Genomic DNA, 19,402 nt, shown 5'->3' on the forward strand with positions numbered 1-19,402 from the left:
GTACTGCACTGGTTACGGTGTGGGAGAGTAGGTCGCCGCCGAACTTAATTTGCCCTGCGGGTTGAGCGCCACAAGCGCTCCCCGCAGGGCTTTTTTACATTCTAGAACAATCTGTTCGCCAACTCCGCGACCGCTGGCGCATCGCAGTCACGCAGCAACTCCCGCAGGCTCGCCGCGGGTCTGCGGTCCGAGTAGGCGAATCCCAGCCTGGCGACCGTTGCGCCCCACTGGACGTCGTCGTCGACCGCGTCAGCCAGCTCCCGCCACGCACCGCGCGTCCGGTGCAGATACGCCGGCCAGCGCGTGGCGATCTCCGCGACGGCGACGAGGTGGCCGGCTTCCTCCGCATCCACTGTGCCGAGCATGCGGAGGTAGAACTGCCAGACGTTCAGCAGCCGCTTCTCCTCGCGCACCGACTGCTCGGGCTGAGCCCTGAGCCGGCGGCGCAGATGTTCGCGGACCTCCGGGTGCTGCTCGATCGCGACGATGGCCTTCCTCAATCTTTCGAGGGTGGCGATCTCCGACACCGAAAGCTTGAGGAAGGCCATCTTGGGAACGGCATCGGCCGGGGCGATCTCGCCTTCTCGACGCACTGGGTCGAGTTGGGACCTCAGCACCCGGTCGATGTTGTCCGCCGTGGTGCGGGGCAGCCGCACTGGGAGTTGGACTAGCTTGCGCAGGAACGTCCACCCAGGACTCGGATCATCGGGATGCGTCACGATCCTCGCGTCGGCCAGCTCCTTGTAGGCGTGGTCCACGTGGGACGCGACGACTGTCGTGTCTAGTCCGAGCACGAACCTTGTGGCGGGGAAGTCGTCCGACAGGAACACGTTGATCGCCTCGAACACCTGCGCCGTCGTGCTCGGTGTGCACCGGTCGAGATCGTCGATCAGCAGGATCGGCCGGTAACCGTGCGAGTTGAGGTCCTCCAGCAACGCCTTGACATCGTGCTGCACGAGGTACAGATAGCCGGCGCGCGCGTTGTAGTAGGGGTCGCGTATCAACGGATCCGTTGTGGTTCCGGAGAAAGCGTTGCTGACGACCGGTCCGGAGAACAGCTCGCCCGGCAGGAACGCTGAGGCTCGACTGAACAGGTATCGCCATGCCGTGTGCAGCGCCCCGGCTCCACCCAGCCCGACGGTGGCCCCCCACGCCCAGCCGAGCTTGAGGTTGATCAGGGCATTGAGCACGGACACCCCGAAACCCAGTCCTGCTATCGACAGCAGCGGCGAGAACGTCCGTTTCCACAGGTGACGCTGGAGGTGTCGACGGTCCACACGCTGGGCGTTACGAGTGAACCAGTACCGCTCGCTGGTGTTCTGGTGCGGCATGATCGCCGCTTCTGCCGCCTCTGTCACGGCTTTCGCAAGTCCCGCCCACACCTGCTCACTCGACTGATGGCGCCACGGGTTGAACGACACGACCAACGGCCTGGCTGCCAGCTTCGTCTTCGCCGACTTGGAAGCCTTCTTCGGCGGTCGAGGCCGCCAAAGCCTCCGGTCCGCCCCGAATACGGTGAGCCGCCAACTTTTCGGACCTTCGGTGGCCGGGGTGGACAGTTGGTCCTTCACCAGTTCCAACAGTGTGCTCTTGCCTGAACCCCAAGCTCCCTCGACCGTGATGACTGTCGGCGGATCGTCTTCCCTTGGATAGAGCATCTCCCGGAGCACCTGTACCAGCGCGCCGCGGTCGAGCAGGTCATGGTGCGCCACACGGTCGCTGAACCCACGGGTGGATACCGGGCCGGTGACCAGTGTGGCGGGCAGTTGAGGGTTCCAGATGCGCAACCCGCCGGTCCTGTCGCTGGATGCGAGGCGCGGCCGTCCGTCTGCGCCCTCGAACGTGATCAGCAGTGTGACCTGGGTCGGTTCGCTCTGCCGGATCAGCTGACCTGTGTGCGGGTTCCAGATCCGAACCGATCCGCCCTCGCTCCCCGAGACCAGCAGCGATAGTCCCGCAGTGGGGCACACAGCAAGTGATGCGACCGGCGTGTTGTGTCCAGTCAGCCTGCGGACCAGGCTGTCGTCCCTGAGCACGAGGATGTCCTTGCCGTCGGTTTGGGCGGTGAGGTCCTCGATCTGAAGTGACCGCACCGGGCCGTAGGTCAGCCCCCAGGCCCTGGGTTCAGGGCTCGGCTTGTGGGCTCCGGTACGCGCGTTTACAGCTTCGGGTCCGCGCTCGTCGAAGAAGACGACAAGCTCTGGGTTCGCCTCGTCGAGGTTGACCGCGAGCCCAATGATGGCCGTGCGGAGTTGCACGGTGCGTTCAAGTTCCATCCGCTGCGGCTCGGCTGAGGTCACGCCTGCAAGGTCGAGAAAGGGGCGAGTTTCGTTTCCGGCAGGTTTCTGTCCGGTCGGACTAGTGCGAAATCGGCCTGAACAGGGTGAAGATGTGGACCATGGAACGCCGAGCCCGCACCTCAGGACTGCGCCGCAGCCGCACGGTCACCACGCCGAGGCTCGGTGAGCTGTTCAACGGCTATCTCAATCCGGAACGGCCGCACGCCGGCGCCTACGACGAGATGTTCTCCACCGACAACGGGGTGCGGAGTGCTTACCGCGCGCTGTACGAGTCGGTGGCTCCGTCGCAGGTCAACGAGCTGAACGCGCGCTCTGAGGCGTTGGGGCGGGCCTTTGTCGACCAAGGGATCACGTTCTCGCTCAGTGGGCAGGAACGGCCGTTTCCGCTCGATCTGATTCCCCGGATCATCACCGCGAGTGAGTGGTCGAAGCTCGAGAGAGGCATCGTTCAGCGGGTTCGGGCGATGGAGATGTTCCTCGCGGACATCTACGGCGACGCGCAGATCGTTCGGGATGGAGTGTTGCCTCGGCGTCTCATTACGAGCTGCGAGCACTTCCATCGAGAGGCGGCCGGCATCAGTCCGCCCAACGGGGTGCGCATCCACGTGTCGGGTGTGGACCTGGTGCGGGACGAGCAGGGGACGTTCCGGGTTCTTGAAGACAATCTGCGGTGTCCTAGTGGCGTTTCGTACGTCATGGAGAACCGGCGGACTATGGCGCGGGTGTTTCCCGACCTGTTCGCACGGCATCGTGTGCGCGCGGTGGGTGACTACGCGGTGCATCTGCTCAGGGCGTTGAGGAATGCTGCTGCGCCTAACGCGGCGGATCCAAACGTTGTTGTGTTGACGCCTGGTCTTGGGAACAGCGCCTACTTCGAGCACTCGTTGCTCGCGCGGCAGATGGGTGTGGAGCTGGTCGAGGGGCGGGATCTGTTCTGCCGCGACAACTTCGTTTACCTCCGCACGACCGAGGGGGAGCGGCAGGTCGACGTCATCTATCGGCGCATCGACGACGACTTCCTCGATCCCGTGCACTTCCGGCCGGACTCGGTGCTGGGCATCGCCGGGCTGTTGAACGCGGCTCGGGCGGGCAACGTCGTCGTCGCCAACGCCGTGGGCAACGGGGTGGCGGACGACAAGCTCGTCTACACGTACATGCCGGAGATCGTGAAGTACTACCTCCAAGAGAAGCCGTTGCTGCCGAACGTCGACACGTTCCGGTGCTGGCTGTCCGAGGAGCGGGCGCACGTGTTCGACCGGATCGACGAGCTGGTCGTGAAGCCCGTCGAGGGGTCTGGCGGGTACGGGATCGTGTTCGGGCCGGACGCGACGATCCGGGAGCTGAACTCGTTGCGGAAACGGATCAAGAACAACCCTCGCGGGTGGATCGCGCAGCCCGTGGTGCAGCTGAGCACGGTGCCCACCAAGGTGGGGGACAGGCTGGCGCCGCGGCACGTCGACCTGCGGCCGTTCGCGGTGAACGACGGCAACTTCATCTTCGTGTTGCCCGGCGGGCTCACCCGCGTGGCGTTGCCGGAGGGAAGTCTCATCGTGAACTCCTCGCAGGGCGGCGGTTCCAAGGACACCTGGGTGCTCGCGGCGAAGTCGTCGAACCAGGAACAGGAGCTCGCGCAGCCCGGGCTTGCCGGGCCGGGCGAGATGGAGGCCGCTGCCGCCGAGCAGGGGCCGGAGCTGTCCACTTCCCAGCAACAGCAACAACAGCAGCAGTAGGGAGGCGCGCGAAATGCTGGCACGCAACGCGGAGTCGCTGTACTGGATCGGCCGGTACGTCGAACGGGCCGATGACACGGCGCGCATTCTGGACGTCTCGGTCCACCAGCTGCTGGAGGACGCGACCGTCGACCCGGACGCCACGTCGCGGCAGTTGCTGACGGTTCTGGGCATCAAGCCGCCGGTCGGGGCCGCCCAGTTCGACGTGTGGTCGCTCACGGAACTGGTGGCGTACAACAAGGACAATCCCGCTTCGATCGTGTCGTCGGTCAACAGCGCGCGCGAGAACACGCGTGGTGCTCGTGAGGTCGTGTCGACCGAAATGTGGGAGTGCCTCAACGCGATGTGGAACGCCGTCGCGGAACGGGAGACTTACGCGCGCACGATGGGGCCGCACGCGTTCTTCAGCTTTGTCGAGGAACGGGCCGCGATGTTCGCGGGCCTGGCCGACTCCACGATGTCACGGGACGACGGGTGGCGCTTCCTCGTGCTGGGACGGTCGGTCGAACGCGTCGACATGATCGTGCGGCTGCTGCTGGCTCGTGTGGGAGACAAGGCGTCTTCGCCTGGCTGGGTCACGGTTCTGCGGTCGGCCGGTGCGCACGACACGTACCTGAGGACTTACCGCGGCGCGTTGGACGCGTCGAGAGTGGTGCAGTTCCTGTTGCTGGACAGGCTGTTCCCGCGGTCGGTGTTCCACGCGCTGAGGCAGGCCGAGTCCTGTTTGGAGCAGCTGGAGAACCAGCCGTCGGTGCGGGTGGGAGCGCGGGCGGAGGCGCTGCGGTTGCTGGGGCAGGCGCGGAGTGAGCTGGAGTTCCTGCGGCCGCACGACCTGCTGGACGACCTGCCGAAGCGGCTCGCGGCGTTGCAGAAGACGGTTCGTGACGTCGGTGAAGCCGTGTCACAGCAGTACTTCCACGTGGCGCAGTGGGTCGCCTGGACGAACGCCGAGGTGGGCTGACCATGAGCTGGCGAGTGCGTGTCGTGCACACGACGGGCTACCAGTACGACGCACCTGTTTCGCAGTCGTACAACGAGGCGCGACTGACGCCACGCGGTGACCGTCGTCAGAACGTGGTGGTGTCACGCGTGGAGACGAACCCTGCCACGCGTGCGTACCGGTACACGGACTACTGGGGCACGGAGGTCACGTCGTTCGACCTCCATGCGCCGCACACGGAACTCAAGGTCGTCGCGTCGTCGGTCGTGGAGACGAGCGCGGAGATCGAACCGGTGACCACGGGCACGTGGAGCGACATGCGCGAGGACAACCTCGTGGACCGCTACACGGAGTTCCTCGAACCCACGCGCTACACGCCCCGCAACCGCGAGCTCCTGGCGGTGGCACGGGACCTCAAGAAGGGGCTGACGCCGTCGGACGCGGTGCTGGCGGCCTCGCAATGGGTGTGGGAGCAGCTGAAGTACCAGCCGGGTTCGACCGGCGTGCACAGTTCGGCCGTGGACGCGTGGCAGGAGAAGAAGGGCGTCTGCCAGGACTTCGCGCACCTGACGTTGGTGTTGTTGCGGGGCATGGGGATTCCGGCGCGCTACGTGTCCGGATACCTGCACACGAAGAAGGACGGCGCGCCGCGAGAGACGGTGCGCGGCGAGTCGCACGCGTGGATCGAGGCGTGGACCGGCGGGTGGTGGGGATACGACCCCACGAACGCGATGCCGGTCGGGCCACGGCACGTGTGGGTGGCGCTCGGGCGCGACTACGCGGATGTGGCGCCGTTGAAGGGGATCTACTCGGGTAGCGCGGCGACCGCGTTGGAGGTGACGGTCGAGATCACGCGCCTCGCGTAGGACGTTTTCACCCGAATGAGCACCTTCTTTGGACCCGCTACAAACCCTAGCTTCGGCCTATGACTGTGATCACATCCACTGCGTACAGCCGGGATCTCGGGGACGAGCTGCGTCGGTTGCGGGAGACCTGCACCGATCTGGGTGGCCGCGCCATGGCCATCCGGCTCGGCTGGGATCCGAGCAAGATGTCCACCATCGAGCACGGCAAGGCCCGCGCGACCGAGATCGACCTGGTGCAGTTCCTGACCGCGTGTGGCAAGGACGCCGACTACTTCGAGGAGTTCCGGCGGCGCTACGCGAAGGCCTTCGACGAGTACATCGTGCAGGTGCCGGACAACACGCGGACGATGGCCCTGGCCGAGGCGACCGCCAAGACGATCACCAGTTACGACCCGCGGTCCGTGCCCGGTCTCTCGCAGACGCCGGAGTACGCCGACGCGCTGTACCGGCTGGGCGGCTTCATCGCGGAGGAACGAATCCCGACGATCGTGCAGTTCCGCATCGAACGCCAGGCGATCCTGCGACGACACGATCGGCCGACTTGTTTGTTCTACGTCCACGAGCTCGCGCTGCGGCAGCAGGTCGGGAACGACCAGATCATGGAAGACCAGTGCGCGAAGCTCTTGTTCGGCGCGCCTGAGATCCGGATCGTGCCGGCGCACGTCGTGGTTCCGTCGTCCGGCTGTGTGCTTTGGGAGTACGAGAAGGCGTATCCGGTCGCCTTCGGTGAGACCGACCTCGCGAAGGTGTTCGTGCAGGATCCAGGAGCCATCGCGCGCACCAGGCTGCTCTTCAACCACCTGGATGAGGTCGCGCTGGATGCGGAACAATCGCGGAGCAAGCTGGCGGAGTACGTCAGCCCACCGCGAGAGGAATTCGATGGCCGAGGACCGCGCTTGGCGTAAGAGCAGCTACAGCGATGCGACCGAGGACGGGAACTGCGTCGAGGTCTCGATCGCTCGGGACGTGCTTGTTCGTGACTCCAAGAACGCCGACGCGGGCACGCTGATGTTCAGCGCACCCGCGTGGCGTGCGTTCGTTCAGCGCCAGCCGTGACGTTCGCGTAGGGCGTCCACGACCTGGCCGAAGGCGGCGGGTGCCAGCACGGCACCCTCACGCCGGATGTCGTCGTCCGAGTCCAGGGCGAAGACGCGGTCGAGGCGCAGGTAGGAAGGCCTGCCCTCGCGGTCCCAGGCGCCGGCGCCCAGTTCCAGGTAGTCGTCGCGCGGCTCCTTCGAGGAGAGCATCAGCGCCACGAGGTCGCTGCCCGCGTGGCCCACGACCAGCAGGGGGCGGTCCTTGCCGCGGTTGGCGTCTTCCTCGAAGGGCACCCACGCCCACACGACCTCGCCCGGGTCGGCGTCGCCGTCCATCGTGGGCGAGTAGTCCAGCTTGGCGGCCTGTGCCGCGTCGAAAACCTCACGGACCGCGCCCTTCGCCGGGCGGGGGTCTTCACCGTTCGTCTGCACGGACGCACCCTAGTGGTGCAGGGCACAGGGGCCTCTATGGGACCATAAGGGGACACCCGTCCGATTTCCTGTTGAGGACTGCCTTGACCTCGTTCGCCGACACGACCTTCACGCCGCCGGAGCTCATCCGGAACTTCTGCATCATCGCGCACATCGACCACGGCAAGTCGACGCTGGCCGACCGCATGCTGCAGCTCACCGGCGTGGTCGACGCGCGGGCGATGCGGGCGCAGTACCTCGACCGCATGGACATCGAGCGTGAGCGCGGCATCACCATCAAGGCGCAGAACGTGCGCCTGCCGTGGCAGCTCGACGGGCAGGACCACGTCCTGCACATGATCGACACGCCTGGCCACGTCGACTTCACCTACGAGGTGTCCCGCGCGCTGGAGGCCTGTGAGGGCGCCGTGCTGCTGGTCGACGCCGCGCAGGGCATCGAGGCGCAGACGCTGGCGAACCTGTACCTGGCGATGGAGAACGACCTCACCATCATCCCCGTGCTGAACAAGATCGACCTGCCCGCCGCGGACCCGGACAAGTACGCGAAGGAGATCGCGCACATCACCGGCTGCGAGCCGGACGAGGTGCTGCGCGTCTCCGCGAAGACCGGTCTCGGCGTCGGCGCGCTGCTCGACGAGGTCGTGAAGAAGGTGCCGGCCCCCGTCGGCAGCGACGACGCCCCGGCCCGCGCGATGATCTTCGACTCGGTCTACGACACCTATCGCGGCGTCGTCACCTACATCCGCGTGGTCGACGGCAAGATCACGCCGCGCGAGCGCATCAAGATGATGTCGACGGGCGCGACCCACGAGATCCTCGAGGTCGGCATCGTCTCGCCGGAGCCCAAGCCGTCCCAGGGCCTCGGCGTCGGCGAGGTGGGTTACCTGATCACCGGCGTGAAGGACGTGCGCCAGTCCAAGGTCGGCGACACCGTCACGTCGGAGCGCAAGGGCGCCACGGAGCCGCTGGCCGGCTACCGCGAGCCCCGTCCGATGGTCTACTCCGGCCTGTACCCGGTCGACGGCTCGGACTACCCGGAGCTGCGCGAGGCGCTCGACAAGCTCCAGCTCAACGACGCCGCGCTCACCTACGAGCCGGAGACCTCCGCCGCGCTGGGCTTCGGCTTCCGCTGCGGCTTCCTCGGCCTGCTGCACCTCGAGATCACCCGCGACCGCCTGGAGCGCGAGTACGGTCTCGACCTCATCTCCACCGCGCCGAACGTCGTGTACCGCGTGGTGATGGAGGACGGTTCGGAGATCGTCGTGACGAACCCGTCCGACTGGCCGGAGGGCAAGCGCGCCGAGGTCTACGAGCCCATCACCAAGTGCACCATCATCGCGCCGTCCGACTACATCGGCCCGATCATGGAGCTCTGCCAGTCCAAGCGCGGCCAGCTCGGCGGCATGGACTACCTGTCGGAGGAGCGTGTCGAGCTGCGCTACACGATGCCGCTCGGCGAGATCATCTTCGACTTCTTCGACTCGCTGAAGTCGCGCACCCGCGGTTACGCGTCGCTGGACTACGAAGAGTCCGGCGAGCAGGACGCGGAGCTCGTCAAGGTCGACATCCTGCTGCAGGGTGAGACGGTCGACGCGTTCAGCGCGATCGTGCACAAGGACTACGCCTACGCGTACGGCACGCGCATGGCGACGCGTCTGCGTGAGCTCATCCCCAGGCAGCAGTTCGAGGTGCCGATCCAGGCCGCGATCGGTGCCCGCGTGATCGCCCGCGAGACGATCCGCGCCATCCGCAAGGACGTGCTGGCCAAGTGCTACGGCGGTGACATCACCCGTAAGCGCAAGCTGCTCGAGAAGCAGAAGGAAGGCAAGAAGCGCATGAAGATGGTCGGCCGCGTCGAGGTGCCCCAGGAGGCCTTCGTCGCCGCGCTGTCCACTGACGAGCCGAAGGGCAAGAAGTAGGTCTCGTCATCCGGTGGGCTCTATGAGCGCGACGACTCGTTCTTCGTCGCGCGAGTAGGGCCCACCGATGTATTTCTGGGCGATCGCGTCGATGATCTCCCACGCCGCGTCGCCGTCGAGCCACTCCACGACCCGGCCGCGCAGGACGACCGGCTGGAACGGGTTGTCCGGCGGTGTCAGGGAGATCGCCACGCGCGGGTCGCGGCGCAGGTTGCGGGCCTTCTGCGAACCAGGGCCGGTGAGGATCGCGATGTGGTCGCCGTGCGTGCCGATCCACAGCGGCACGGAGTGAGGCGCGCCGTCGGGCAGCAGCGTGGCGAGGTGGGCGATCGGGGTGCCGTCGAGCACCGTGCGGACGTCCGCGTTCATCGCTGCACCTCGTAACGGAGGTGGGTCACGCCGGGGGCCGGGATGGCGTCGATCAGGGCGAGGCGCACGTGCTTCGGCAGCTCCTGGAAGAACGGGCGGCCGCCGCCCAGCAGGATCGGCACCTGGTGCAGCACGACCTCGTCGACCAGTCCCGCCTGGAGTGCCGCGTTCAGCACGCCGCCGCCCATCAGGCCGACGTCCTTGCCGTCAGCGAGTTCCAGGGCCTTGGCGATCGCGTCCTCGATGGACGTGGCCGGCGTCTGGCGTTCCGTGAGGTCCGCAGAGCGGTGGGAGAGCAGGACGAGGTGCGCGTTCGGGTGCGGGCTGCCGCCGCCGAAGCTCTCGGAGTCGTCGAACGTGTTGCGGCCGGCGACCACCGCGCCGACGCGTCCGGCGTGGAAGTCGAAGACCTCGGCGCTGGGCTCGCTGAGCTTGAAGCCGCCGAACTCCTGGCTCTCCACCGTGCCGTTGAAGTACCAGTCGAACAGCATGCCGCCGTCGCCAAGACCCTGACCCGGACGCGGGTCGTGGCCGGTGATGTAGCCGTCGACCGACACCGAGTGGGCGCTGATCACCTTGCTCATCTCGTGCTCCTTTGAGTTCCCTTAAGAGACTCCAAGACCGTAGCAGACTTGAGTTCCTTAAGGGAACCCCGACTTGCTAGAGTCGAGGCATGCAGCGGACGAGCTTCAGTGGGATGGCGTGTTCGATCGCGCGCACGCTCGACGTCATCGGGGAGCCCTGGTCGCCGCTGATCCTGCGCGACGTGTGGGTCGGGATGAACCGGTTCGAGCAGCTCCAGGCCGACCTCGGGATCTCCCGCAAGGTGCTGACCGAGCGACTGAATCACCTTGTGGAGCAAGGGGTTCTGGAGCGGCGGCCGTACGACCAGCGGCCGCGTTACGAGTACGTGCTGACGGTCAAGGGCACTGAGCTCATCGACCTGCTCATGGTCATGAAGGGCTGGGGCGACCGGTGGCTCGCGGGCGAGGCGGGGCCGCCGGTGCTCTACCGGCACCACGCCTGCGGGGAGATCGCGGACGTCGAACTGCGGTGCGACCACTGCGGTGAGCCGATGCGGGCCGGCGACGTCGATCTGCTGCCCGGTCCTGGCGTTGCCGGATCAGCAACATAGTTTGCCAATTCAGCACGGTCGGGAGCATCGTCGAAGCATGACGACCGCACAGGAGTTCTGGGAGACCTTCTACTCGGAGCGGGACCAGGTCTGGTCCGGCAAGCCGAACCCGTTGCTGGTGCGCGAGGCCGAACGGCTCACGCCCGGCAGCGCGCTCGACATCGGGTGCGCGGAAGGTGGTGACGCCGTCTGGCTCGCGAAGAGGGGCTGGCGGGTGCTGGGCGTCGACGTGTCGCAGGTCGCGCTGGATCGGGCGCTCAAGCACGCGTACGACGCCGGCGTCGAGATCTCGGTGGAGCAGCACGATCTCAAGGCCACGTTCCCCGACGGCCTGTGCGACCTGGTGAGCGCGCAGTTCCTGCACTCGCCGGTCGAGGAGGACGGGGAGCGCAACAGCATCCTGAAGCGGGCCTCGAACGCGGTGGCACCGGGCGGGCACCTGATCGTCGGCGGGCACGCGGCGGCGCCGTCGTGGTCCGAGCACCAGGACTACTACTTCCCGACGACCAAGGACGTTCTCGATCACCTGAAGCTCAAAGACAACTGGATCATCATCACCGACGAGGTCGTGGAACGGCCGCTCGTCGGGCCGGAGGGTCAGCAGGAGACGCGCAAGGACAACGTCCTGACCCTCAAGAGGTTGTTCTAGAAACACGAAGGCCACCCTCGGCAACGCTGCCGGGGTGGCCCTGAATTGAACTCGTCAGGCGGACCGCAGAAGGCGGTCCATCGCCTGCCGGTTGATGATCGAACGGAGCTCGCCGGTCTCCTCCGCGCTGTGGCGCGACAGGATGGCGTCCAGTTCGAGTCGGTCGCTCTCGGTGGTGTAGCTGGCCAACTGCCGTTCGAGGCTCCGGCGTGAGTACCGAGCTTCACGGCGCGAGGCCAGGCTCGAACGCAGGGACTTCACGGACAGGTCGTGGCGGGTCATCGTGTCCTTCCAATCTTGGTTACGTTTCGATAATACACCCTGTTCAAGCGACCTGTACCGATGAAGAAGCGAGTTAGCTCACGTACTCCGCGAGCAACCCGAGGGCGCGCGCGTACTTGGCCTTCAAACGATCTTGCGTGGCGTCGTCCAGGCGGGCCATCCGGGCGGGGGAGAGGTTGTCGCCGATGTCCGCGCGCTTCACGGAGAGTGCCAACGGGTTCGCGGCGACGCGGCGGAGGTAGTCCTCCTGCGGCTCCTCCGGGAGATGTGACAGGGCCACGACGGCGTCGACGACGACCCCGGGGCAACCGCGCGCGAGCAGATCGTCCGCGGTGACCGGGGTGTCCTCGATGACGTCGTGCAGGACCGCGGCCATCTGCTCGTGCTCGCCGGTCATCGCCGCCATGACCCGCAACGGGTGTCCGATGTACGGCCGGCCCGACTTGTCGACCTGGCCGTCGTGGGCGGCGGTGGCGATCGTGATGGCGTCTTCGAGGGTGAACACGCCCCTCAAGCTAAACCAGGACTTGACCAGACGCAGTGGTCTAGTCCATTTTTAGTCCACTCACAACATGGCCGCCGCATGATGTGTGGAGGTGGACCATGTCCAAGACCAGACGAGCAGCTATAGCGCTGCTGTCCGCGCTGTTCGCTTGTGCCGGTCTGGTGTTGGTGATCAACGGAAGCGCTGCCGCCGCGAACCTCGCGGCCAACAGCGGCTTCGAGGCCGGCAACCTGAGCGGCTGGACCTGCACCGAGGGCACGAGCGTCACCAGCGGCACGAAGCGCACCGGCACGTACGCCCTGCAGGGCGCACCGGTCGGGCAGAGCAACGCGCGGTGCCAGCAAACCGTTTCGGTGCAACCGAACACGGCCTACAAGCTGTCCGCGTGGGTGCAGGGCAGCTACGTCTACCTCGGCGTCACCGGTGGCGTGGAGAAGAACACCTGGACGCCCGGCACGAGCGGCTTCTCGCAGCTGACCGTCGACTTCACCACCGGCAGCGCCACCAGCGTCACGATCTACCTGCACGGCTGGTACGGCCAGCCCGCGTACTTCGCCGACGACGTCAACCTCGACGGCCCCGGCACGCCGCCGACGACCACGAGCACCACGACGTCGACCACCACCACTACGACGACCACGACTACCACCACCACGACCAGCAACCCGCCGAACACCGGTCTGCCCAAGCACGTCCTGACGGGCTACTGGCAGAACTTCTACAACGGTGCGCGCGCTCTGAAGCTCGCGGACGTCCCCACCACTTACGACATCATCGCGGTCTCGTTCGCCGACGCCACGGCGGTGCAGGGCCAGGTCGCGTTCAACCTCGACCCCGGACTGAGCAGCCAGCTGGGCGGCTACACCGACGCGCAGTTCCGCGCGGACATCAAGACCGTGCAGAACCGCGGTCAGAAGGTGATCATCTCCGTCGGCGGTGAGAAGGGCACGATCAGCGTCGGCAACTCCACGGCGGCGACGAACTTCTCCAACAGCGTCAAGAGCCTGATCTCCACCTACGGCTTCAACGGCGTCGACATCGACCTGGAGAACGGCGTCAACGCCACCTACATGGGTCAGGCGCTGCGCAGCATCGCCGCCGGTGGAGGCAGCGTCATCACCATGGCGCCGCAGACGATCGACATGCAGAACGTCAACTCCGAGTACTTCAAGCTGGCGCTGGCCACCAAGGACATCCTGACCATCGTCAACATGCAGTACTACAACTCCGGCTCGATGCTCGGCTGCGACCAGCAGGTCTACAGCCAGGGCACGGTCAACTTCCTGACCGCGCTCGCGTGCATCCAGTTGCAGAGCGGCCTGCGCGCCGACCAGGTGGGCCTCGGCCTGCCGGCGTCGCCGTCCGGTGCCGGTGGCGGGTACCAGTCGCCGTCCAACGTCAACAACGCGCTCAGCTGTCTCGCGCGCGGCACCAGCTGCGGGACGTTCAAGCCGAGCACGACCTGGCCGTCCATCCGTGGCGCCATGACGTGGTCGATCAACTGGGACGCCTCGAACAACTGGCAGTTCGCGAACACCGTTGCCCCTCATCTGGACTCCCTGCCCTAGATGATGGAAACCGTCGGTGCCACGTCCACAGTGGACGTGGCACCGACGTCCGTTCGGAGCAGTCCTTGCGTCATCAAGGACACAGGGCTTCACCAGGCATTTGTCGGCCGATCCAACTAGGTTGTCTTCCATGTTCCACACGCTGGCCGTGCCTGTGATCGCCGCGCCGATGGCAGGTGGCCCCTCCACCCCCGAACTGGTCGCCGCGGTGAACGAGGCAGGCGGGTTCGGGTTCCTCGCAGCCGGGTACGTCACCGTCGAGCAGCTCGCGGAGAAGATCACACGTACGAGCGAGCTCACCACGAAGCCGTTCGGGGTCAACCTCTTCGTGCCCGGCACGAGGCCGACCAGCGACATCTCGTCCTACGTGCGCCGCGTCACGGCCTGTGCCGAGAAGGTCGGCGCCGCGCCCGGCGACCCCCGCTGGGACGACGACAACTACGCGGCGAAGCTAGAACTCGTGCTGGCGCTGCGGGTTCCGGTGGTGTCGTTCACCTTCGGCCTGCCCGACGCCGACGACGTCCAGCGGCTCAAGGCGGCGGGCTCCACGATCGTCGTGACGGTCACCACCCCGAGCGAGGCGCGGCAGGCCCGGCAGATCGGCGCCGACGTCCTGTGCGTGCAGGGTTCGGACGCGGGCGGCCACCGCGGCACGTTCGCCGACGACGGAATCTCGCCCGGCGGCGGTGAGCTGTACGGCACCCTCGCGGCGATCAGGCTGGTGAAGAGCACCGTGGACCTGCCGGTGATCGCGACCGGTGGCCTCGTCAGCGGCGCCGACGTCGCCGCCGTGCTGGCCGCGGGTGCGGTCGCGGCGCAGCTCGGCACCGCGTTCCTCGGCTGCCCGGAGGCGGGAACCAATGCGACGCAACGGGAAGCGCTCGCCGAAGGAGCCCGGCGCACGGCGCTCACGCGGGCGTTCAGCGGCCGGCCTGCCCGTGGGCTCGTGAACCGGTTCCTGATCGAGCACAGCCCGCACGCGCCCGCCGCGTACCCGAACGTCCACCACCTCACGAGGCCAGTGCGCGCGACCGGTGAGGTGGAGGTCATGTCGCTGTGGGCGGGCACCACGTACCCGCTGGCGACGGCCGAACCGGCAGGGGCGGTCGTGGAGCGAATCGGCGCGGAGCTGACCGAAACGATCAAATCCCTGGCCCAGAGGTTCCCGCGCGGCTAAGAAGGAGAGCGTGACCTCGCTCTCCGATGAGATGTTCCAGGCGATGATGGACTGGAACCCGCTGTTCGCCACGCTCGTCGGGGTGCCGGGCTGGGACGACCGGCTCGAAGACCTCAGCGTCGACGGCCACCAGGCGATGCGTTCCCGGCTGACCGGCATCCTCGAGCGCCTCGACGGAAGTGACGAGGATCCGGTCGCGCGGGACGTGATCCGGCACCAGGCCGAGTCGATCATCACCGGCATCGACGCGCGGCTGGTCGAGCACTCGGTGTCCAGGGGGACCAACGCGCCGGTCGCGGGCCTGCTCAGGGCGACCTCGCACCTCGACTTCTCGCGGCGGCGGCATCTCGTTCCCGGCTTCCTCGGCCAGGCCGCGGACCGGCTGGCCGACACGGACCGCAGGCCGTTGCGCCGGCACGTGGAGAACGGCGCGGCCTACGTCGAACGGTTCCTCGCCTCGCCCCGCCAGGAGTGGGAGGGCGACGCGGACCTGCGCCCGGCGTTCGCCCGGTACCGCGAGGTCCTGCTGGGCCTGCCGGGACGGGTCGACGAGCAGGCAGGCCTCTGCTGGTTGCCCGACGGCGAGGAGAACTACCGCAAGCTCGTCCGCGACTACACGACCGCTTCCTACAGCCCCGCCGAACTGCACCGGCTCGGCCTCGACCTGATCGCCGGGCTGCACGAGGAGTACGCGAAGATCGGTTCGCGGGTGTGGGGCATCTCCGACGTCGCGGAGATCTTCCGGCGGTTGCGCACGGACCTGTTGTGGGACAACGAGGACGAGATGCTCGTCAGCGCGGTCGACGCCGTCACGCGGGCCGAGGCCGAGGCACCGAACTGGTTCGGGCGACTGCCGAAGGCGCGGTGCGAGGTCCGGTTCGTACCGGAGGTGGACCGCCCCAACGCCGCGTTCGCGTACTACGAGGACGCGGCACTCGACGGGTCGCGTCCCGGCACGTACTTCGTGAACCCGGTGAACGCCACCGGCCGCAGCCGCACGGTGTCCGAGGTGACGGCGTTCCACGAAGCCGTTCCCGGCCACCACTTCCAGCTCTCGATCGCCGCCGAGACCGAACTGTCGAACGTGCGCAAGTTCGCGTTCATCGACTCCTACATCGAGGGCTGGGGCCTCTACACCGAGCGTCTGGCCGACGAGATGGGCCTGTACTCGTCGGACGAGGCACGCCTGGGCATGCTGGGCCTCGACGCGATGCGCGCCGGCCGGCTGGTGGTCGACACGGGCCTGCACGCGCTCGGCTGGCCCCGGCAGCAGGCCATCGACTACCTGAGCGAGAACACCGCGATGGACGCCGCGGAGATCTCGTCCGAGGTCGACCGGTACATCGAGGCGCCAGGGCAGGCGCTCGCGTACATGGTGGGGCGGCTGGAGATCCAGCGGGTGCGCGAGGAGGCCCGGTCCGCGATGGGCGATAGGTTCGACATCAGGGCGTTCCACGATCTTGTCCTGGAGAACGGCATCGTTCCGTTGCCCACGCTCGGCAAACTTGTCTCCAACTGGTCCAGGAGGGCCTGATGTCGCTCGCTGATGAGATGTTCCAGGCGTCCATGGACCACTCGCCGCTGTCGGCCACGATGCTGGGGGTGGCGGGCTGGGAGGACAAGCTCGAGGACCTGAGCACGGACGGCGAGCAGGTGATCAGGGACCGGGTCTCCCGGCTCCTCGACGAGGCCGAGACGGACGACACCGAGGACCCCGTCACGCTCGCGGTCATCAAGCAACAGGGCCAGGCGATCGTCGACCGCATCGACGCCAGGCTGGTCGAGCACACCGTCGCGACCATGAGCGCGCCGGTGAACAGCCTGCTCATGGTCTCGTCGAAGCTGGACGTGTCCCAGCGCCTCGACCAGTTCCCGCGCTACATCGAGCAGGCGGCTCAGAGGCTGCGCGAGTCCGACCGCAGGCCGCTGAGCCGTCATCTGCGGACCGGCGTGCAGCGCATGGAGGGCTTTCTGGCCCTGCCGGTGCAGGAGTGGGAAGGCGCGCACTCGGCGCAGATCCGCACCGCCGTCGCCGGGTTCCGCGACGTGCTGGCGTCGATCGGGGACGGCCGTCGCGACGACAGGGCCGGGCTCTGCTGGCTTCCCGGGGGCGAGCGGAACTACGCGAACCTGGTCCGCACCTACACCACGACCTCCCGCAGGCCCAGCGAGTTGCACCGGCTGGGGCTCGACATCATCGCGGCGCTGCGCGAGGAGTACGCGGAGATCGGCTCGCGGTTGTGGGGCACCAGGGACGTGCCGGAGATCTTCCACCGGCTGCGCACGGAAATGTTGTGGGACAGCGAAGAGCAGATGATCGAGAACGCCGTCGAGGCGATCGCCCGCGCGGAGGCCGAGGCGCCGAAGTGGTTCGGCCGCATGCCGAGCGTCGGCTGTCAGGTGCGCGCCGTGCCCGAGGAGGAGCAGAGCACGTCGGCCATCGCCTTCTACCAGCCCGCGCCGGCCGATCGCAGCCGTCCCGGCACCTACTGGCTGAACCCGTTGGGCGCCACCGAACGCAGCCGCACGCTGTCCGAGGTGACGGCGTTCCACGAGGCCGTTCCCGGCCACCACTACCAGTTCTCGATCGCCTCCGAGACGGAACTGCCCAACATGCGCAAGTACGCGTTCATCGAGGCGTACCTGGAGGGCTGGGGCCTCTACACCGAGCGCCTCGCCGACGAGATGGGCCTGTACTCGTCCGACGAGCAGCGCCTCGGCATGCTCGGGCTCGACGCGATGCGCGCCGGGCGGCTCGTGGTGGACACCGGCATCCACGCGTTCGGCTGGTCGCGGCAGTACGCCGTCGACTACCTGCGGGAGAACACCGTCATGACCGAGCCCGAGATCGACTCCGAGATCGACAGGTACATCGAGACGCCGGGGCAGGCCCTCGCGTACATGGTGGGGCGCCTGGAGATCCAGCGCGTGCGGGCCGAGGCCGAGACGAAGATGGGCGACCGGTTCGACGTCAAGGCGTTCCACGACCTGGTGGTGGGGAGCGGCGCGGTACCGCTCTCCACCCTCGACCAGATCGTCACGGCTTGGGCTGACGCTCCATGACGGAGTGCTTGCGCGAGTAGGCGAAGTAGATGATCAGGCCGATCACGAACCAGATCGCGAACCGCAGCCAGGTCTCCGGGTTGAGGAACGTGATCAGCCAGAGCGAGAAGATCACGCCGATGATCGGCACCACGGGCATGCCCGGCGTCCTGAACGAGCGCGGGAGGTCGGGCTGCTTGTAGCGCAACACGATCACGGCCACGCAGACGACGACGAACGCCAGCAGGATGCCGATGTTGGTGAGCTCGGCGGCCTCCGCGATCGGCAGGAATCCGGCGATGAGCGCCGACGCGATGCCCAGCACCCAGGTGATGCGCGTCGGCGCGTGCTTCACCGGGTGCGTCTTCGCGAACCACGGGGGCAGCAGGCCGTCACGGCTCATCGAGTAGCCGACGCGGGCCGCGCCCATCATGAACGTGAAGAGCACCGTCGTGATGCCGAGGATCGCGCCGACGCTGATGATGATGCCCAGCGCGGGCAGGCCGACGTCGGCGAACGCCGTGGCGAACGCGGACTCCGCGTCGATGTCCTTGTAGTTCACCATTCCCGTGAGCACCAGGCAGGCCAGCACGTACAGCACCATCGACACCGCGAGCGAGTAGATGATCGCCTTCGGCATGTGCTTCTGGGAGTCCTTCGACTCCTCGGCCGCCGTCGACATGGCGTCGTAGCCGAACACCGCGAAGAACACCGTCGCCGCACCCGTGAGCGCGCCCGAGATGCCGAACGGGAAGAACGGGTTGTAGTTGTCGGTGTTGATGTGGAACGCGCCGACGATGACGACCAGCGCCACCACCGCGACCTTCAGGTACACCAACGTCGTCTCGAACCGCGCCGCGTTCTTCATGCCCGTGTTCAGCACGTACGCGATCAGCAGGCACAACAGCACCGCGAACAGGTTGACCTTGTAACTGCCCGCGGCGACGTCACCGGTCTCCGTGCCCGGCGCGCCCAGCATCCATTGCGGTAGATGGATGTTCAGCAACGACAGCAGTTCGGTGAAGTAGCCCGAGATGCCGATCGCCACCACCGCCACGATCGCGGTGTACTCCAGCAGCAGGTCCCAGCCGATGAACCAGCCGACGATCTCGCCGAGCACCGCGTAGCCGTAGGTGTAGGCGCTGCCGGCCTTCGGGATCATGCCCGCGAACTCCGCGTACGAGAACGCCGCCGCCGCGCTCGCGATCCCCGCGATGAGGAACGAGACCAGCACCGCCGGTCCGGCCGTCTTGTTCGCGACGGCGCCCGCCAGCGAGAAGATGCCGGCGCCGATGATGCCGCCGATGCCGATCGCGGTGAGCTGCCACAGGCCCAGTGTTCTGGTGAGCCCGTCGCCTTTGTCCTCAGCGATCTGGTCTATGGGCTTGCGCCTGAAAACGCCCTGCGTGGTCATGAGGACCACTGTCACGCGGTTCGTTCGCGCCTGCTCG

At 67.1% G+C, this 19,402-nt stretch carries 19 protein-coding genes; 12 read left to right on the forward strand and 7 right to left on the reverse strand.

Translation table 11 applies throughout. The features are described 5' to 3' along the window. Positions 1–101 precede the first annotated feature (101 nt). On the reverse strand, positions 102–2,300 hold the full coding sequence (locus ACIQF0_RS40825; RefSeq protein WP_401039175.1) for a P-loop NTPase fold protein: 2,199 nt from the start codon (positions 2,298–2,300) through the stop codon (positions 102–104). Between the two features lie 98 nt (positions 2,301–2,398). Between ACIQF0_RS40825 and ACIQF0_RS40830 the strand changes: the two genes are divergently transcribed. The 5 genes from ACIQF0_RS40830 to ACIQF0_RS40850 are packed head-to-tail and all read left to right on the forward strand — an operon-like array spanning position 2,399 to position 6,892. Next, the gene (locus tag ACIQF0_RS40830; RefSeq protein WP_401039178.1) at positions 2,399–4,030 is read left to right on the forward strand and encodes a circularly permuted type 2 ATP-grasp protein; all 1,632 of its coding nucleotides are present in this window, start codon (positions 2,399–2,401) and stop codon (positions 4,028–4,030) included. Positions 4,031–4,043: 13 nt separating this feature from the next. Continuing rightward, positions 4,044–4,991 carry an alpha-E domain-containing protein gene (locus ACIQF0_RS40835; RefSeq protein WP_401039180.1) on the forward strand — a complete coding sequence of 316 codons (948 nt, stop codon included), beginning with the start codon at positions 4,044–4,046 and terminating at the stop codon, positions 4,989–4,991. Between the two features lie 2 nt (positions 4,992–4,993). Beyond that, positions 4,994–5,836 carry a transglutaminase family protein gene (locus ACIQF0_RS40840; protein WP_360041789.1) on the forward strand — a complete coding sequence of 281 codons (843 nt, stop codon included), beginning with the start codon at positions 4,994–4,996 and terminating at the stop codon, positions 5,834–5,836. Positions 5,837–5,895: 59 nt separating this feature from the next. After that, a complete protein-coding gene (locus ACIQF0_RS40845; protein ID WP_401039183.1) occupies positions 5,896–6,741 on the forward strand; it encodes a helix-turn-helix domain-containing protein in 846 nt (281 codons plus the stop codon). Beyond that, on the forward strand, positions 6,716–6,892 hold the full coding sequence (locus ACIQF0_RS40850) for a DUF397 domain-containing protein (protein ID WP_360041794.1): 177 nt from the start codon (positions 6,716–6,718) through the stop codon (positions 6,890–6,892). The genes ACIQF0_RS40845 and ACIQF0_RS40850 overlap by 26 nt, the downstream gene beginning before the upstream one ends. Here ACIQF0_RS40850 and ACIQF0_RS40855 read toward each other — a convergent pair. Continuing rightward, positions 6,877–7,305, reverse strand: a complete 429-nt coding sequence (locus ACIQF0_RS40855) for a type II toxin-antitoxin system PemK/MazF family toxin (protein WP_401039186.1) — start codon at positions 7,303–7,305, stop codon at positions 6,877–6,879. The genes ACIQF0_RS40850 and ACIQF0_RS40855 overlap by 16 nt on opposite strands. 83 nt (positions 7,306–7,388) lie before the next feature. Here ACIQF0_RS40855 and lepA point away from each other — a divergent pair, with 83 nt between their 5' ends. Continuing rightward, on the forward strand, positions 7,389–9,224 hold the full coding sequence (gene lepA, locus ACIQF0_RS40860; RefSeq protein ID WP_360042463.1) for a translation elongation factor 4: 1,836 nt from the start codon (positions 7,389–7,391) through the stop codon (positions 9,222–9,224). Between the two features lie 6 nt (positions 9,225–9,230). On the opposite strand, the gene ACIQF0_RS40865 is transcribed toward lepA, so the two are convergent. Both ACIQF0_RS40865 and ACIQF0_RS40870 read right to left on the reverse strand, forming a co-directional pair. Further along, on the reverse strand, positions 9,231–9,593 hold the full coding sequence (locus tag ACIQF0_RS40865) for a PPOX class F420-dependent oxidoreductase (RefSeq protein WP_401039188.1): 363 nt from the start codon (positions 9,591–9,593) through the stop codon (positions 9,231–9,233). Further along, the gene (locus tag ACIQF0_RS40870) at positions 9,590–10,177 is read right to left on the reverse strand and encodes a dihydrofolate reductase family protein (protein ID WP_401039191.1); all 588 of its coding nucleotides are present in this window, start codon (positions 10,175–10,177) and stop codon (positions 9,590–9,592) included. Before ACIQF0_RS40870 ends, ACIQF0_RS40865 begins: the two co-directional genes overlap by 4 nt. Positions 10,178–10,266: 89 nt before the next feature. Here ACIQF0_RS40870 and ACIQF0_RS40875 point away from each other — a divergent pair, with 89 nt between their 5' ends. Both ACIQF0_RS40875 and ACIQF0_RS40880 read left to right on the forward strand, forming a co-directional pair. Next, on the forward strand, positions 10,267–10,728 hold the full coding sequence (locus tag ACIQF0_RS40875) for a helix-turn-helix domain-containing protein (RefSeq protein ID WP_360041804.1): 462 nt from the start codon (positions 10,267–10,269) through the stop codon (positions 10,726–10,728). Positions 10,729–10,765: 37 nt separating this feature from the next. Further along, positions 10,766–11,377, forward strand: a complete 612-nt coding sequence (locus tag ACIQF0_RS40880) for a class I SAM-dependent methyltransferase (protein ID WP_401039193.1) — start codon at positions 10,766–10,768, stop codon at positions 11,375–11,377. Between the two features lie 54 nt (positions 11,378–11,431). Here the strand turns inward: ACIQF0_RS40880 and ACIQF0_RS40885 are convergent, their stop codons facing one another. Together ACIQF0_RS40885 and ACIQF0_RS40890 are read right to left on the reverse strand one after the other, a co-directional pair. Continuing rightward, complete coding sequence (locus tag ACIQF0_RS40885; RefSeq protein WP_093600589.1) at positions 11,432–11,659, reverse strand: hypothetical protein; 228 nt, start codon at positions 11,657–11,659, stop codon at positions 11,432–11,434. 73 nt (positions 11,660–11,732) lie between these two features. Beyond that, on the reverse strand, positions 11,733–12,164 hold the full coding sequence (locus ACIQF0_RS40890; protein ID WP_401039197.1) for a phosphohydrolase: 432 nt from the start codon (positions 12,162–12,164) through the stop codon (positions 11,733–11,735). Between the two features lie 98 nt (positions 12,165–12,262). On the opposite strand from ACIQF0_RS40890, the gene ACIQF0_RS40895 reads away from it, so the two are divergent. From ACIQF0_RS40895 to ACIQF0_RS40910, 4 genes are all read left to right on the forward strand, one after another. After that, positions 12,263–13,732: a chitinase gene (locus ACIQF0_RS40895; RefSeq protein ID WP_401039199.1), complete on the forward strand. Its 1,470-nt coding sequence runs from the start codon at positions 12,263–12,265 to the stop codon at positions 13,730–13,732. 130 nt (positions 13,733–13,862) lie between these two features. Further along, positions 13,863–14,909 (forward strand): NAD(P)H-dependent flavin oxidoreductase, encoded by a 1,047-nt coding sequence (locus ACIQF0_RS40900; protein WP_401039202.1) that lies wholly within the window; start codon positions 13,863–13,865, stop codon positions 14,907–14,909. Positions 14,910–14,919: 10 nt separating this feature from the next. Further along, complete coding sequence (locus ACIQF0_RS40905) at positions 14,920–16,443, forward strand: DUF885 domain-containing protein (RefSeq protein ID WP_401039205.1); 1,524 nt, start codon at positions 14,920–14,922, stop codon at positions 16,441–16,443. Beyond that, positions 16,443–17,972 carry a DUF885 domain-containing protein gene (locus ACIQF0_RS40910; protein WP_360041821.1) on the forward strand — a complete coding sequence of 510 codons (1,530 nt, stop codon included), beginning with the start codon at positions 16,443–16,445 and terminating at the stop codon, positions 17,970–17,972. The genes ACIQF0_RS40905 and ACIQF0_RS40910 overlap by 1 nt, the downstream gene beginning before the upstream one ends. On the opposite strand, the gene ACIQF0_RS40915 is transcribed toward ACIQF0_RS40910, so the two are convergent. Beyond that, complete coding sequence (locus tag ACIQF0_RS40915) at positions 17,947–19,365, reverse strand: amino acid permease (protein WP_401039208.1); 1,419 nt, start codon at positions 19,363–19,365, stop codon at positions 17,947–17,949. The genes ACIQF0_RS40910 and ACIQF0_RS40915 overlap by 26 nt on opposite strands. Between the last annotated feature and the right edge of the window lie 37 nt (positions 19,366–19,402).

This window comes from Lentzea sp. NPDC092896, from assembly GCF_044754905.1.
Taxonomy (GTDB): domain Bacteria; phylum Actinomycetota; class Actinomycetes; order Mycobacteriales; family Pseudonocardiaceae; genus Lentzea.

Excerpts from the sequence above, each read along its gene's own strand:
- ACIQF0_RS40895 (WP_401039199.1), top strand. The coding sequence starts at position 12,263 with ATGTCCAAGACCAGACGAGCAGCTATAGCGCTGCTGTCCGCGCTGTTC.
- ACIQF0_RS40900 (WP_401039202.1), top strand. The coding sequence starts at position 13,863 with ATGTTCCACACGCTGGCCGTGCCTGTGATCGCCGCGCCGATGGCAGGT.
- ACIQF0_RS40850 (WP_360041794.1), top strand. The coding sequence starts at position 6,716 with ATGGCCGAGGACCGCGCTTGGCGTAAGAGCAGCTACAGCGATGCGACC.
- ACIQF0_RS40840 (WP_360041789.1), top strand. The coding sequence starts at position 4,994 with ATGAGCTGGCGAGTGCGTGTCGTGCACACGACGGGCTACCAGTACGAC.
- ACIQF0_RS40875 (WP_360041804.1), top strand. The coding sequence starts at position 10,267 with ATGCAGCGGACGAGCTTCAGTGGGATGGCGTGTTCGATCGCGCGCACG.
- ACIQF0_RS40845 (WP_401039183.1), top strand. The coding sequence starts at position 5,896 with ATGACTGTGATCACATCCACTGCGTACAGCCGGGATCTCGGGGACGAG.
- ACIQF0_RS40880 (WP_401039193.1), top strand. The coding sequence starts at position 10,766 with ATGACGACCGCACAGGAGTTCTGGGAGACCTTCTACTCGGAGCGGGAC.
- ACIQF0_RS40835 (WP_401039180.1), top strand. The coding sequence starts at position 4,044 with ATGCTGGCACGCAACGCGGAGTCGCTGTACTGGATCGGCCGGTACGTC.
- ACIQF0_RS40830 (WP_401039178.1), top strand. The coding sequence starts at position 2,399 with ATGGAACGCCGAGCCCGCACCTCAGGACTGCGCCGCAGCCGCACGGTC.
- ACIQF0_RS40885 (WP_093600589.1), bottom strand. The coding sequence starts at position 11,659 with ATGACCCGCCACGACCTGTCCGTGAAGTCCCTGCGTTCGAGCCTGGCC.
- ACIQF0_RS40910 (WP_360041821.1), top strand. The coding sequence starts at position 16,443 with ATGTCGCTCGCTGATGAGATGTTCCAGGCGTCCATGGACCACTCGCCG.
- ACIQF0_RS40870 (WP_401039191.1), bottom strand. The coding sequence starts at position 10,177 with ATGAGCAAGGTGATCAGCGCCCACTCGGTGTCGGTCGACGGCTACATC.
- ACIQF0_RS40915 (WP_401039208.1), bottom strand. The coding sequence starts at position 19,365 with ATGACCACGCAGGGCGTTTTCAGGCGCAAGCCCATAGACCAGATCGCT.
- ACIQF0_RS40865 (WP_401039188.1), bottom strand. The coding sequence starts at position 9,593 with ATGAACGCGGACGTCCGCACGGTGCTCGACGGCACCCCGATCGCCCAC.